Source organism: Flavobacterium crocinum (assembly GCF_003122385.1).
Taxonomy (GTDB): Bacteria; Bacteroidota; Bacteroidia; order Flavobacteriales; family Flavobacteriaceae; genus Flavobacterium; species Flavobacterium crocinum.
On the sequence record NZ_CP029255.1, the window covers coordinates 551,949 to 565,725 of the forward strand.

Annotated in this window: 18 protein-coding genes; 9 read left to right on the forward strand and 9 right to left on the reverse strand. The window is 32.6% G+C overall.

All coding sequences use genetic code 11. The features are described 5' to 3' along the window. Window positions 1–231: 231 nt before the first annotated feature. Together HYN56_RS02675 and HYN56_RS02680 are read right to left on the reverse strand one after the other, a co-directional pair. Window positions 232–1,209: a ribonucleotide-diphosphate reductase subunit beta gene (locus HYN56_RS02675; protein WP_109190762.1), complete on the reverse strand. Its 978-nt coding sequence runs from the start codon at window positions 1,207–1,209 to the stop codon at window positions 232–234. A gap of 335 nt (window positions 1,210–1,544) precedes the next feature. Beyond that, the gene (locus tag HYN56_RS02680; protein WP_109190763.1) at window positions 1,545–2,114 is read right to left on the reverse strand and encodes a DUF3109 family protein; all 570 of its coding nucleotides are present in this window, start codon (window positions 2,112–2,114) and stop codon (window positions 1,545–1,547) included. A 317-nt stretch (window positions 2,115–2,431) separates the two neighbouring features. Here HYN56_RS02680 and HYN56_RS02685 point away from each other — a divergent pair, with 317 nt between their 5' ends. The 3 genes from HYN56_RS02685 to HYN56_RS02695 all read left to right on the forward strand — a co-directional run bounded on the left by HYN56_RS02685 (window position 2,432) and on the right by HYN56_RS02695 (window position 3,930). Beyond that, window positions 2,432–3,010, forward strand: a complete 579-nt coding sequence (locus HYN56_RS02685) for a MarC family protein (RefSeq protein WP_109190764.1) — start codon at window positions 2,432–2,434, stop codon at window positions 3,008–3,010. Window positions 3,011–3,117: 107 nt separating this feature from the next. Further along, a complete protein-coding gene (locus tag HYN56_RS02690; RefSeq protein WP_008465053.1) occupies window positions 3,118–3,321 on the forward strand; it encodes a hypothetical protein in 204 nt (67 codons plus the stop codon). A gap of 3 nt (window positions 3,322–3,324) precedes the next feature. Next, window positions 3,325–3,930 carry an FAD-dependent oxidoreductase gene (locus HYN56_RS02695; RefSeq protein WP_109190765.1) on the forward strand — a complete coding sequence of 202 codons (606 nt, stop codon included), beginning with the start codon at window positions 3,325–3,327 and terminating at the stop codon, window positions 3,928–3,930. A 182-nt stretch (window positions 3,931–4,112) separates the two neighbouring features. Here the strand turns inward: HYN56_RS02695 and HYN56_RS02700 are convergent, their stop codons facing one another. The 5 genes from HYN56_RS02700 to HYN56_RS02720 form a co-directional block, all read right to left on the reverse strand. After that, window positions 4,113–4,430 carry a hypothetical protein gene (locus HYN56_RS02700; protein WP_109190766.1) on the reverse strand — a complete coding sequence of 106 codons (318 nt, stop codon included), beginning with the start codon at window positions 4,428–4,430 and terminating at the stop codon, window positions 4,113–4,115. Between the two features lie 89 nt (window positions 4,431–4,519). Continuing rightward, entirely contained in the window at window positions 4,520–4,885 is a 366-nt protein-coding gene (locus HYN56_RS02705) for a nuclear transport factor 2 family protein (RefSeq protein ID WP_109190767.1), read from the reverse strand. 16 nt (window positions 4,886–4,901) lie between these two features. Beyond that, complete coding sequence (locus HYN56_RS02710; RefSeq protein WP_109190768.1) at window positions 4,902–6,479, reverse strand: S41 family peptidase; 1,578 nt, start codon at window positions 6,477–6,479, stop codon at window positions 4,902–4,904. Beyond that, entirely contained in the window at window positions 6,479–6,910 is a 432-nt protein-coding gene (locus HYN56_RS02715) for a deoxycytidylate deaminase (protein ID WP_091494790.1), read from the reverse strand. The genes HYN56_RS02710 and HYN56_RS02715 overlap by 1 nt, the downstream gene beginning before the upstream one ends. 5 nt (window positions 6,911–6,915) lie before the next feature. Beyond that, window positions 6,916–7,509, reverse strand: a complete 594-nt coding sequence (locus tag HYN56_RS02720; RefSeq protein ID WP_109190769.1) for a HupE/UreJ family protein — start codon at window positions 7,507–7,509, stop codon at window positions 6,916–6,918. Window positions 7,510–7,680: 171 nt separating this feature from the next. Between HYN56_RS02720 and HYN56_RS02725 the strand changes: the two genes are divergently transcribed. Further along, a complete protein-coding gene (locus tag HYN56_RS02725) occupies window positions 7,681–8,112 on the forward strand; it encodes a tellurite resistance TerB family protein (RefSeq protein ID WP_109190770.1) in 432 nt (143 codons plus the stop codon). Window positions 8,113–8,316: 204 nt separating this feature from the next. Here the strand turns inward: HYN56_RS02725 and fbp are convergent, their stop codons facing one another. Continuing rightward, entirely contained in the window at window positions 8,317–9,321 is a 1,005-nt protein-coding gene (gene fbp, locus HYN56_RS02730) for a class 1 fructose-bisphosphatase (RefSeq protein WP_109190771.1), read from the reverse strand. A gap of 262 nt (window positions 9,322–9,583) precedes the next feature. Here fbp and HYN56_RS02735 point away from each other — a divergent pair, with 262 nt between their 5' ends. Together HYN56_RS02735 and HYN56_RS02740 are read left to right on the forward strand one after the other, a co-directional pair. Then, on the forward strand, window positions 9,584–10,072 hold the full coding sequence (locus HYN56_RS02735) for a GNAT family N-acetyltransferase (RefSeq protein WP_109190772.1): 489 nt from the start codon (window positions 9,584–9,586) through the stop codon (window positions 10,070–10,072). 242 nt (window positions 10,073–10,314) lie between these two features. Continuing rightward, window positions 10,315–11,574 carry an aspartate kinase gene (locus HYN56_RS02740; protein ID WP_109190773.1) on the forward strand — a complete coding sequence of 420 codons (1,260 nt, stop codon included), beginning with the start codon at window positions 10,315–10,317 and terminating at the stop codon, window positions 11,572–11,574. A 70-nt stretch (window positions 11,575–11,644) separates the two neighbouring features. On the opposite strand, the gene HYN56_RS02745 is transcribed toward HYN56_RS02740, so the two are convergent. After that, complete coding sequence (locus tag HYN56_RS02745) at window positions 11,645–11,998, reverse strand: helix-turn-helix transcriptional regulator (protein ID WP_109190774.1); 354 nt, start codon at window positions 11,996–11,998, stop codon at window positions 11,645–11,647. Between the two features lie 144 nt (window positions 11,999–12,142). Between HYN56_RS02745 and HYN56_RS02750 the strand changes: the two genes are divergently transcribed. The 3 genes from HYN56_RS02750 (at window position 12,143) to HYN56_RS02760 (ending at window position 13,697) form a co-directional block, all read left to right on the forward strand. Continuing rightward, the gene (locus HYN56_RS02750) at window positions 12,143–12,349 is read left to right on the forward strand and encodes a hypothetical protein (RefSeq protein ID WP_109190775.1); all 207 of its coding nucleotides are present in this window, start codon (window positions 12,143–12,145) and stop codon (window positions 12,347–12,349) included. Window positions 12,350–12,685: 336 nt separating this feature from the next. Continuing rightward, a complete protein-coding gene (locus HYN56_RS02755) occupies window positions 12,686–13,066 on the forward strand; it encodes a hypothetical protein (RefSeq protein ID WP_146194560.1) in 381 nt (126 codons plus the stop codon). Next, window positions 13,050–13,697, forward strand: coding sequence for a hypothetical protein (locus HYN56_RS02760; RefSeq protein ID WP_109190777.1), 648 nt, complete (start codon window positions 13,050–13,052; stop codon window positions 13,695–13,697). The genes HYN56_RS02755 and HYN56_RS02760 overlap by 17 nt, the downstream gene beginning before the upstream one ends. Window positions 13,698–13,777 lie beyond the last annotated feature (80 nt).

Here is a 13,777-nt window from a genome sequence, read left to right on the forward strand (position 1 = left end):
TAACTGGAAAACGAATTCCAGCACCTAAACATTGCGTGTTTTTAAATTAATTTTAGAGAATTACCAAATTCTCAATAGTTACTTGTTTCAAATTCGAAAATCGAATTTAAATGCGTCAAAAATTGCTATTGAACCTACGACTTGGGGAAAGAGATTCAACCTTTAAAAAATAATCTGTTAATCTTTTTTCAGTGTCTTTAGAAGACAGACACTAAAAGTATTTTTTGTTGTCTAAAAATCTGCATCGAATGAAATTTTCTGAGCATCGCTGTCTGTGTTCATCACACCGGATTTTTGATACTCGGCAACACGTTTTTCAAAGAAATTAGTTTTTCCCTGAAGAGAAATCATGTCCATGAAATCGAATGGATTTGCTGATCCGTAAACACGCTCACAACCTAATTCAACCAAAAGTCTATCGGCAACAAACTCTAAATACTGTGTCATTAAACCAGCATTCATACCAATTAAACTTACCGGAAGAGATTCAGTCACAAACTGTCTTTCGATATCCAATGCATCAACAATAATTTCTTTGATTCTTTCTTTTGGTACTTTGTTTACCAAATGGTGATTATGCAAGTGAACCGCAAAATCACAATGCACGCCTTCGTCACGAGAAATCAATTCATTAGAGAAAGTTAAACCTGGCATCAAACCACGTTTTTTCAACCAATAAATAGAACAGAAAGCTCCTGAGAAAAAGATTCCCTCAACTGCTGCAAAAGCAATAAGTCTTTCAGCAAACGAATCAGACTCGATCCATTTTAAAGCCCATTCTCCTTTTTTAGCAATAGCCGGAAAAACTTCCAAAGCATTAAACAATTCTGTTTTCTCCGCTTCGTCTTTCACGTAAGTATCAATTAATAAAGAATACGTCTCACTATGAATATTCTCCATCATGATTTGAAATCCATAGAAAAACTTCGCTTCAGCATATTGAACCTCGTTTACAAAGTTCTCTGCCAGGTTTTCATTTACGATTCCGTCAGAAGCGGCAAAGAATGCCAAAATGTGCTTGATGAAATATCTTTCGTCGTCATTCAGTTTATTATTCCAGTCTGTCAAATCCTGGTGTAAGTCAATTTCTTCAGCAGTCCAGAAACTAGCTTCCATCTTTTTATACCACTCCCATATATCATGATGTTTAATCGGAAAAATAACGAAGCGATTTTTATTTTCTTGTAATATTGGTTCGATTTGTGACATGACAGATTCTGTTAATTTTTGTATTGAAATTTTACTGATTCAGTAGACTACAAAGATTGTTAATTAACGGCAAAAATAAAAGTCAAACTTATTCACAATCGGACGTAGTTTTTAACAACGGTCAAAATTTGAGAAATTTTTCAGACAATAATTAAAATATTGCTAATGAATAACTTAAAAAGACAATCCACCCTTTAAAGCCCCGTAAAATATAGACTTTTAAATATAAAATGCAAGTAATTTTTAATAGTTTTAAAAAGTTTTTTTTCGAGTCAAAACTTTATTTTTTTGAGTCAAAACACATAGTCAAAAAGACTATATAGCGGATAGGTATTTTAAGAATTTTTAAGTTCCTCAGCTACTTTTTCCAGTTCCATATACCAATCCTCGCCAAAACGACGAATTAATGCTTCTTTGACAAATTTGTAAACGGGAACTTCCAATTCTTTTCCCAAAGAACAAGCATCATCACAAATATCCCACTTATCATAGTTCACCGCAGCAAACTCTGTGAAGTCTTTTACACGAATTGGATATAAATGACAAGAAACCGGTTTTTTCCAGTCTACTATTCCCTGATTATAGGCTTGCTCAATTCCGCAAAGAGCTGTTTTTCCGTCGAAGATTACATAAGCACAATCTTTATTATCAATAAGCGGAGTTTCAAGATCACCATCGGTTCCGGTTACCCACGTTCCCTGTGCTTCGATCGCTTCGATTCCTTCTTTTCGTAAAAAAGGTTTTACTTTTGGGTAGATTTCTTCTAAGATTTTAGTTTCAGCCTCATTCAAAGGCGCACCCGCATCTCCATCAACGCAACAAGCTCCTTTACAAGCAGACAAGTTGCACACAAATTCTTTCTCCAGAATATCCTCTGAAATAATAGTTTTACCTAACTGAAACATGATTCTAAAATACTGTAATTTATAAAGTGCAAAGATAGTCAAAGAATAGACATAAAAAATATACCACAGAGATTCACAAAGGAAACACGAAGTTTCACAAAGATTTTTCTCTATAAAACCAATTTATAAATATTACTTCGCGAATCTTTGCGAAAAAAACTTGCGAAACTTTGCGACATAAACATCAATTGTTACAAATATCACTTTTTTAACCAATAAAACATGTTTTTATAACAAAAATACATTCTATAGAAAAAACACCTAACTTTATTATCTACTTTTGCAGCAGTTTTTTAAACCCTAAAAATCAAAACGATATGTTAGAAATCGACTTCAAAGAAATCATTACCGTAAGTATGGTACTTTTTGCCGTAATTGATATTGTAGGTTCTATTCCCATTATTGTGAATCTAAGAGCAAAAGTTGGACATATTGAATCTGAAAAAGCTTCTATTGTAGCCGGAGCAATTATGATTGTTTTTCTTTTCGTTGGAGAAGGATTATTGAACTTAATTGGTATCGATGTACACTCATTTGCCGTTGCAGGTTCTTTTGTTTTATTCTTCCTCGCATTGGAAATGATTTTAGGAATTAGAATTTACAGAGATGAAGAACCGGGTTCTGCTTCCATTGTCCCATTAGCTTTTCCATTGATTGCCGGAGCGGGAACTATGACTACTTTATTATCACTTCGCTCCCAGTTTCATACTATTAATATCATCATTGCCATTTTACTAAATATTATTCTCGTTTATATAGTTTTGAAGTCTTCAAAAAAAATAGAGACTCTTTTAGGAGAAAACGGACTTGGCGTTGTTCGCAAAACTTTTGGAGTAATACTTTTAGCAATAGCTGTTAAATTATTCGCCGCTAATGTTAAAGGTTTGTTCGTCTAAAATTTATTTTTATACTTTTACCCCATAAAATTTCTAAAATACAACTTTAAGGCATTTTTTCTCCTTTAAAGTTCTACTTTATTATTTTAGGCAAACAAACCAATGTTATGAAAATTTTTACTTCAATCTTAGTGCTTTTAGCATTAGCTTTAATCGTTTTTAATATTACGTTATTAGACTTTAAAAATCCTTTTCAAGGAGACAGTATGGTAGCTTTTATTGGAATCGCCGCTTCATTTTGCGCCGTTTTAATTCTTTTGATTTTTAGAATATCAAAAAGAATTGAGGAAAAAATGAATGATAACAGATAATATATGTTTGATGTTTTAATTATCGGAGGCGGCGTGTCAGGAATGTCTTGCGCTCTTGTCTTAGGATCGGCAAAAAACAAAGCTTTTGTTACTGACAAAAAAATCGGAATTTTTACACATCAAAAAACTTCTTCTTTGCAGGAAGCAATTTTTTATAATGCTTACGGAATTACGCCCGGTAAACTGGGTTCTGAATTACTTACGGAAAGCACTCAGGATTTAGCCGCAACTTATCCTCATATTGAACAGATTCCAAATGAAAAGGTAATTAAAGTAGAAGGAACTTATCCTGAATTTACTGTTACTACCAACAAAAACTCGTACCAGACAAAAAATATCGTGGTCGGCATTGGTTCTGCTAATACTTTTGACATTGAAGGTTTAATGCAATACATTGAACCTCATAAAAAAGCGCTACCTGAAAAACAGCGAATCCAGTTAAAAAATGAAGATCATAAAGTTGCCGATGGCATTTATGTTATTGGAACTTTAGCAGGCTGGAGAAGTCAGCTGGCAATCGCTGCCGGAAGTGGCGCCGCTGTTGCTACAGACATTCTTACTTTATGGAATAACGGTGTGCAGACTCATACGCACGATAGTATTCGATAATTTTTTATTTACCATTAAGAGATTAAGAAAATTAAGTTTTAACATGATGCAAACTTACTTATGAAGTTGCATTAAGAAAAAACTGAAACACAATAAAAAAAACCATTAAAAGATTAAGACAACAAGCTCTAAAGCTTAATAAACTTAATCACTTAATGGTTTAAAATTTTATTTATGTTTCGTTATTTAACAGAAACAATTTCCGTTACCTTAATATGGTTTTCGTCCTCGGTTTTCCATTTTTCTCCTTTTACAGAAACTACATCACCGATTTTTAATTGCTTGTAGTTTTGCGGACCTCCAACATTTACGATACTGATTGTGGCAAAATATACCTCTTTTGCATCTGTAGTAATTTTTGCTGTATAACCGTCTTTTCCTCCTTCAATCGATTCTACTTTTCCCGAAACTGGAGCATTTGCATCGCTTTTCATAGTTGCACAAGAGATTATAAAAGTCATTATAACTGCTAGTAAACTTATTCTTTTTAGATTTTTCATATATTTTAGTTTAACCGCAAAGCTCGCTAAGATTCACGCAAGGTTCGCAAAGTTTCATTTTAAGTTTATATTATTTTCTTTCCCAAAATTTATGCCAGCTGAATACAGCTTCCTGCAATAACTTTTAGATTATTTTCAAATTCCTTCCAAACTCTAATGTATTTGAAGACGCCGTTTATTGGAGTTGTTTCATATAATCCTTTTAATGAAATAGTAACAGCAACTACAGCAGAATCTCCAATAATATTTATAATTTGATCTGAAGCTTCTAAAGAATCTATTTTCATTTTCCCAGAACGATAGGAATTCAAATCAAATTCTTTGGTTATCGTTTGTCCATCCGGGAGATTGAACAATAAGTCATCGTGAAGAAATGTTTCCAAAGCTGTCACGTCCGAATTCTTAATAGCAGTCAGAAGCTCGATTTCTGTATTAATAACGGTTTCTATTTTCATGATATAAAAATTGATTTTATTTCTTCGGATTGAGAATAGTTTTAATCATGGCATCATCTTTTAAGATTACATCATAATAATACAATTCCCCGAATAATTGTCTGGCAAATTCAGCAGTAATATGTCGATTTACAAGTGCTTTTGTTTTGTCTAGTTTTAAGTCTAAACCAGTCATTAAAATGTAGTTTTTAAACTTTTTGAAGTATACATCAGAACTTTTCATTTTTGCTAAAAACGTATTGAAATTATCTCCTGCAAAAGCATTTCTATTTTTATCCAATTCTTCAAAAACAAAATGACCAACAATTCCGGTCTGCAATAAATAGCCTACATTTTCATTTCCGTGCTCAGCTTCCATCGGAACAAAAACATCAGGAACAATTCCGCCGCCACCGTAAACGATTTTACCTTTTGGCGTTTTAAATTTTAACGAATCAGCTACTTTTATACTGTCTTTTGCATACAATTCACCTGTCGCAATTCTGGATTCTGACTCTTTAAAATAATCCTCGTTTCCTTTTTTATAAGGCTTTTGGATTGATCTTCCTGTTGGCGTATAATAGCGTGCTACAGTCAAACGAACTGCTGATCCGTCGTTAAAATCCATTTCTCTCTGCACAAGACCTTTTCCAAAAGAACGTCTTCCAACAATTGTACCACGGTCATTATCCTGAATTGCTCCAGCCAGAATTTCACTCGCAGAAGCACTGTTTTCATTAATTAAAACATACACTTTTCCAGTTTCAAAACTTCCCGCTTTTGTAGCAAATGTTTTGTCGATCGAACCATTTTTACTTTTTGTAAAAACGATTAACTGTTTATCTTTTAGAAATTCGTCTGCAATGGCAATAGCTTCTTCCATATAACCTCCGCCATTGTCACGAAGGTCAATTACAAGCGACTGAATTCCTTTTTGTTTTAGTCTTGTTAAACCTGTCTTGAATTCATTAAAAGTGGTTTCAGCAAAACGATTTATTTTGATGTAACCGATATTATTTCCAATCAGCAAAGAAGCATCGACGCTCTTTATCGGAATAACATCTCTTTTTACTTTAAACTTCAGTTTCTTTTGTTCTGATTTTCTAAAAACCGTCAATTCGATTTCAGAACCTTGTAAACCTTTTAATTTTGAAAACAAGCTATCCGAAGGCAATTTTCTGCCGTACAATTTAGTTTTTCCGGCATATAGAATTCGGTCACCAGATTTTAGTCCCGCTTTCGCTGAAGGTCCGTTTTCAATTGGTTTTATAATGGCAACCGAATCTTTATACATATAAAAATTGATTCCAATTCCAACGAAATCTCCTTTCATGCTTTCGGCTACTTCTGCTTGTTCGCTTGGCGGAATATAAACTGAATGCGGATCTAATTTGGAAAGTATATTATCTACTGTAAGATTAACAATAGAGTCTGTATTGATGCTGTCAACATATTCATTATTGATAAAATCAATCAGTTTGTTCAGTTTGGTTTTAGAGTAATTTTTAGCCAAAAACTGATCATCGGTGGGAGCGTTCATAAGGCTTCCGACAACCGTTCCCAGAGCAAAAGTCGCTCCGATTATTATAGGTAAATATTTCGAATTAAATTTCATTACTCTTCTAAGTCAGGAATATGTTGTACTTCTACACCCGCTTTTATTAAAAATTGAATTCCGGAATCATCACGATATCCATCTTTATACACCACTCTTTTTATTCCGGACTGATGTATCAATTTACTGCATTCCTTACAAGGCGAAAGCGTAATATATAATGTGGCACCTTCGCAAGATTGTGTAGACCTTGCTACTTTAAGGATCGCATTTGCTTCGGCATGTAAAACATCCCAACGTGTAAGACCTTCTTCGTCTTCGCAGCAATTTTCAAATCCGGATGGCGTACCATTGTAACCATCAGAAATAATCATTCGGTCTTTTACGATAATGGCGCCAACTTGTTTTCTTTTACAATAAGAAAGCTGACTCCACTCTTTTGCAATTCGCAGATACGCTTTATCGTATTTATTCAATTTTTTTACTTCCATTTATTTTATCTGTTCCAAATCGGACTTTCGATAATCATCGGAATTACAACTCCAATAACAAAAGCCGACATTACCAGTGCCCAGTCGCGTTTTGAAAAACGAAAAACGGTTTGCACTATATATGATATTACCAAGACCACAAAAACTACTACCAATTGTGCCGCTTCAATCCCTAAAGCAAACTCTCCCAAAGGTAATAATTTTGAAGTTGCAGATCCTCCTAATATGGTTTTGAAATAATTGGAGAAACCTAAACCGTGAATAATACCAAAGAATAAAGTTATGAAAAATACGAGATTTACACTATCATTTTTTGAAGTCTTTCCTGCCGTAAATAAATGATAGAGAGCCGTTACCAAAATTGTAATGGGAATAAGGAATTCTACAAGATTTACTTTTATAGTTATGATACCATAAACGGAAAGAATTAAAGCCAATGTATGTCCTATTGTAAATAAAGAAACCAAAAGAAAAATTCTTTTCCAGTCTTTAAACAAATAAGGAACGGTTAAGGCGATTAAAAAAAGAACATGATCGTAGGCATGAATATCTAAAACGTGTTTTAATCCTATTTGAAAGTAAATCCAAAATTGTGACATAGGTAATCTATAATTTAAATAATTAGGGGTTGTAAACTTACGATTAATTTTCAGAATTAAAGATTTAGGCTATCAAATCCTTCAAGAAAAATAAGTTAAATTTTATGAGAAATTTAAATTTGTCAAATTAAAATAAGATTTATATTTGCTCGATAAAAACCTTAACTAATTATGGCATTTTCAGAATTATTTGATAACGAATTCAAACAAAGAAACAGAGGTCATTTCTCTGCAATTGTACGTGTCGCTTTTGCTGACGGGAAAATAACTCCCGAAGAGCAGGAGTTTTTGAACAAGCTTGCTTCAAGATTAGAAATTTCAGAAGACGAGTACAAAGAAATCCTAGCCGATCCTTGGAAACATCCTATAAATCCTCCTTATTTATATACACAGCGTTTAGAGCGTTTGTATGATTTAGCCAGAATGGTCCACGTAGACCATCATTTAGGAGACAAACAAGAAGTAATGTTAGTTCGTATGGGACTTGCTTTAGGATTTACTCCAGGAAACGTAAACTATATTGTTTCAAAAGCATTATCTCTGGTAGATCAGAAAGTAGATTTAGATACTTTCTTGTTTGAAATGGAGAATATGAATAAATAGTATTCAGTAGTCAGTTTTTAGTGTTCAGTTTATAACTGATGAAAAACTGAAACGAAATTTAATTATAAGCCCGACAGGTTTGAGCCTGTCGGGTTTGTTGTTTTTAATCCCAACAACCAACCTGAAACCTAAATAAAAAAACCTAACAGGTTTTAAAAACCTGTTAGGTTTGCACAGTGACTGAACACTAAAAACTGAATACTGTTATTCAGCTGCCATAAATTCCTCTGCTTTTTCTACCATATTATAGCTTCCGCAGAAAAACGGAACTCTTTGGTGTAGTTCTGTTGGTTGGATTTCCATAATTCTATTAAATCCGTCAGTTGCTTTTCCTCCTGCCTGTTCTGCAAGAAACGCCATTGGATTACATTCATACATTAAACGTAATTTCCCTTTTGGCGCTTTTGAACTTGTTGGATAAATATAAATACCGCCCTTAATCATATTACGATGAAAATCGGAAACCAAACTTCCAATATATCTTGACGTATAAGGTCTATCCCCTTCTTCACGCTGACAATACTTGATGTAATTTTTTACTCCCTGCGGAAAATGAACATAATTCCCTTCGTTGACCGAATAAATATTTCCGTCTTTTGGAAACTTCATATTCGGGTGTGAAAGATAAAAAGTTCCGATTGCGGGGTTCAACGTAAATCCGTTTACTCCATAACCTGTCGTGTAAACCAGCATGGTTGAAGTTCCATAAATTACATAGCCTGCTGCCACCTGATTGATTCCCGGCTGTAAAAAATCCTCGCTGGTTACCGGAGTTCCAATTGGCGTTACTCTTCTAAAAACAGAAAAGATCGTTCCTACTGAAACATTCACATCAATGTTTGAAGATCCGTCAAGCGGATCCATTAAGATCACGTACTTATTATTATGACAGTTGTCGCTCCCCTGAACTGTAATATAATCGTCGTTTTCTTCTGAAGCAATACCACAGACAATCTCACGGTTTATTAACGTCTGGATAAATACTTCGTTGGCATAGACATCTAATTTTTGCTGGTCTTCTCCCTGAATATTCTGTTCGCCCGCGGCGCCAATAATATCCACCAAACCCGCTTGGTTTACTTTATGATTGACCACCTTGGCCGCCAATCTAATAGAGTTGATAATTCGCGAGAGCTCTCCCGACGAATACTGAAATGCTTTTTGGTTCTCAATAATAAACTCTCCCAGTGTTTTATTGCGTTCTTCCATTGCTAAATCGTTATAGTTTTATTTTTAAGTCACAAATATCGCTTATTTTGTGAGAATGATTTAAAAATTATTTTGTTAGTTTGCCCTTATTGTATATTTGCTAATATTTTGCGAAAAGCAACTTTTAAAATGATTTTTATTTGATAATAATTAAATAAAAATACGAATACATAAAATTGCTTCTTTCAAATGTTTGTGAAAACAAATTCTACATTAGGAAAAAGCAATACTATAAAGGACAAAAAAATAAAGTTTACCAATTATGAATATTAGAAAAGGAAATCCTGAGGACATGAAATCGGTGTTGGAGCTAATTCAGGAGCTGGCAATATTCGAAAAAGAACCTGAAGCTGTAGTGATTACAGAAGAAGATTTAGTTCGTGACGGATTTGGAGAAAACCCGCTTTTTCAGGTTTTTGTAGCGGAGGTTGAAAACGAAGAAAAACAAAAAGAAATAGTTGGAATTGCTTTATACTACTATCGTTATTCTACCTGGAAAGGAAAGACAATTCACCTTGAAGATCTGATTGTAAAAGAAAAAATGCGCGGTACCGGTTTAGGATCAGCGCTTTACGCTGAAATCATGAAACAAGGTAAAAAAGACGGCGTTCGAAGAGTAGAATGGAATGTTTTGGCCTGGAATACACCAGCCGTTAATTTTTACAAAAATTCCGGTGCCAAAATCCTTGACGATTGGCAGGTCGTTCAAATGGATGAAGCGGGAGTTAATGCGTTCTTAGAAAAATTATAAAAAAATAGTTCGCCACAGATTATTAGGATTAAAATGATTTTTGTAATCCATATCAGTTTGCCACGAATTGCACTAATCAACACAAATTAATTAGTGGAAATTTGTGAAATTGCTTCGCCTGTTCGCTATCGCTCGGGTCGTGGCAAAAAATCTGTGAAAATCATTTTAATCTGTGGCAAAAAAACAAAATACTAGATTTCCTCAAATCTAAAATCTAAAATCTAAAAAATCTAAAATTAAAAATGAGAGTATTTAAATTTGGTGGAGCATCTGTAAAAGATGCTGATGGAATTAAAAACGTATATGACGTTTTACAAAAAGTAGGTTATGAAGACGTGATTCTTGTGGTTTCGGCTATGGGGAAAACAACAAATGCTCTTGAAGTTGTAATAAAGAATTACTTCGAAAAATCGACAGAGTTAAGTTCTTCTGTACAAGAAATCAAAAAATACCACAATCAAATCTTACTGGATTTGTTTGAAGATGAAAATAATGACGTTTTTGCAGCTGTAAATGCGCAGTTCGCTGAATTAGAATATTTTTTAGCGCATAATAAATCTCCAAATTACAACTTCGTTTATGATCAGGTGGTAAGTTTTGGTGAATTGATTTCTACTAATATTCTTAGTCATTATATGAATTTCAGAGGAATTCAGACACAATGGCTTGATGTACGTAATTTCATTAAGACCAATGCAAATTACAGAGATGCAGAAGTGGATTGGGAAACGACGCAACAAAACATCAGCAAAAATGTTCCAAGAAAACAATTAAACATTACGCAAGGTTTCTTAGGTGCTGACGAAAACAATTTCACGACAACTTTAGGCCGTGAAGGTTCTGATTATACTGCGGGAATTTTTGCATACTGCTTAAATGCAGAAAGCGTAACGATCTGGAAAGATGTTCCCGGAGTTATGAATGCTGACCCTCGTTATTTTGAAAATGCAAGTCTTTTAAACCAAATTTCGTATCGTGAAGCTATCGAATTGGCGTTTTACGGCGCAACGGTTATTCACCCAAAAACATTACAGCCTTTACAGAAAAAAGAAATTCCTTTGTATGTAAAATCATTTATTAATCCTTTATTAAAAGGAACATGCGTTTCTAAAGGTGTTGATCTGGAACCACAATATCCATGTTTTATTGTAAAAAGAGAACAACTTTTAATCTCACTTTCTTCTATTGATTTCTCTTTCATTATGGAAGAAAACATCAGCGAGATTTTTGGTTTATTCCACGAATTTAAAATCAAAGTAAACTTAATTCAGAACTCTGCCATTAGTTTTTCTGTTTGCGTGGAAGATAAATTTGGAAATTTCCCGGAATTGAATGCTATTCTTTCTAAAAAATTCAAAGTAGAATACAGCGAAAATGTAACCTTATACACAATCCGTCACTTTACGGAAGAAGCTGCAGCAACTGTTGAAGCTAACAAAGAAGTTTTATTAAAACAAGTGAGTCGTGAAACGATGCAGATTGTGACTAAAGAACTTAATTAATACTTTATAAAAAGGTAATTATTTCAATTCAACTATATTTAGAAGGGCTCTACATGATTGTAGAGCCTTTTTAGTTTTTCCCTTTATTTAACTCACTAATAATCATTTTCAAATCTTCTATTTGTAATTCGTATTGTCTTATTATTTTTCTGTAAAAGTGAAGCGCTTCACTTTCCGTTTGGAGTTCTGTACTTATTAAATTTTCATAAACAGAATCTCCCACTCCTCTTCTTACTAATTCTTCAGGAGTTATATCGAACATTTGACAGATTTTATTAAAATGAATAGTCCAAGAAGTACTTTCGCCACGCTCCATTCTAGCATAAGCAGACTGTGAAATTTTTAAACAATCTGCAACTTCTTCCTGTGACATATTTTTTGATTTTCTCAGCATTTTCAAATTATCTCCTACAATTTTATTCATATTTAACCTTTTTAAACAAATATAAACATAAGAATTAATTTACAATTAGTCAAAAAAAGGTTTTAATTAACCGATTTTCGACTAAGACTTTTTTTTAATCCTATATAAATTTGAAAAAATATTAACCAATAAATTTAAATCATTATGAAAAAACTAGAATTAAAACAAATGGAAAATTTAGAAGGTGGGAAATCATCATACTGTACAAAAGAAGCAACAGGATTATTACTTGGTGCAGGATGTTTTGTATTTGCCGCAGCTACGGGGGGCATAGGTGCACTTGCTGTTGCTGGACTTAGTTTTTATCTAGCTGCAGACTCTGCCGCAGGTGGAGCTTGCTCTAGTTGGTAACAAATAAAACGCCACTAAATTAGTGGTGTTTTTATAAAACTTACAAAAATGAAAAAATTTATTTATCTATTTACGATGCTAAATTCAGTATATCTATTATCAATTATTTGCACAAGTACTGATACTAAGCTTATAATTTCAAGCATATTAATATATATGACACTTTTTTTAATTTACAGAAAGATTAAGAATTAAAACTCTTCTCCACATCATTATTCAATAAATCACTGTAATCAAATTATTATTGTTTTGTTTTATTCTAAAAGTAACCTCCAAAACATTAATCTTTTTATTTGACAATTTCGTAACTAATTTTTCTGGTTCTAATAAATGATTATGAAACACCCATTTATAAAATGGCTTTTGCTTTGTATAGTGACTTTGTTTGTTTCTGAACTTTTTAAAAATGCAATCAATTTTGATAGACTTTTTCATAGTTCGTTTTCAGAACAATTTACATCAAAACAAATCGAAAACAATAAATGCTCATCATTTAACACACAACTATTATTATCCATAACTTATATGAGGTTTTCTATTTTTAAGTTTTTAATTGCTGTTATAGCTAGTATTTATCTGGCTTACTATTATTATACAAATCAAAATTCAGATTCATCTACACTAAAAATGGCTGGAGTGTTGTGTCTAGGGATTGCTATTGTAATAGCACTAATTAATAAAAGTAAAAAAAGTCGTAATAATGACAATAAAAATTAATATTAAAAATACTTTTCTTAAATACTTATTACTTTGTGTATTATCAATTTTACTAAATCATTTGCTCAAAGAAATAGTGAATTTAGATAAACTACTATATAATTCTTTATATGAACAGCTTACCTCATTACAAATCGAAAAACTTTTTGAATTTCAGAAGAAGTGGCAATGGTTAAATTATACAATTCCTCCCATATTTATAATTGTAAAAACCTTAATAATATCTTCAATTATTTACATAGGAATATTCCTTTTCAACACAGACTTAAAATTTAGAATTATAATAGATTTTGTTCTCAAAGCAGAATTTATTTTTTTACTAGTACCTATTTTTAAAATCATCTGGTTTTACTTTTTTCAAACCAATTATACTCTAGGAGATGTTCAAAGCTTTTATCCACTCTCTGCCCTAAATATTATAGGTTATAAAGGATTAGAAACTTGGTTTATTTATCCTTTTCAGATTCTTAATTTATTTGAATTTTTCTATATCATTTATTTAGGATATGAAATTGGCAAACACACTCAGACCAATACAGATTATGGACTAAAAGTTGTCGGTTTAAGTTATGTACCTAGCTTATTTTTATGGATTGCCACCGTAATGTTTTTCACTCTTAATTACAGTTAGCATGTCAAAATTTAAAAAGATACTCTTCTTATTAGGCTGCATCATGATCATAATATACGCAATCAGATACTTCTTTTTCA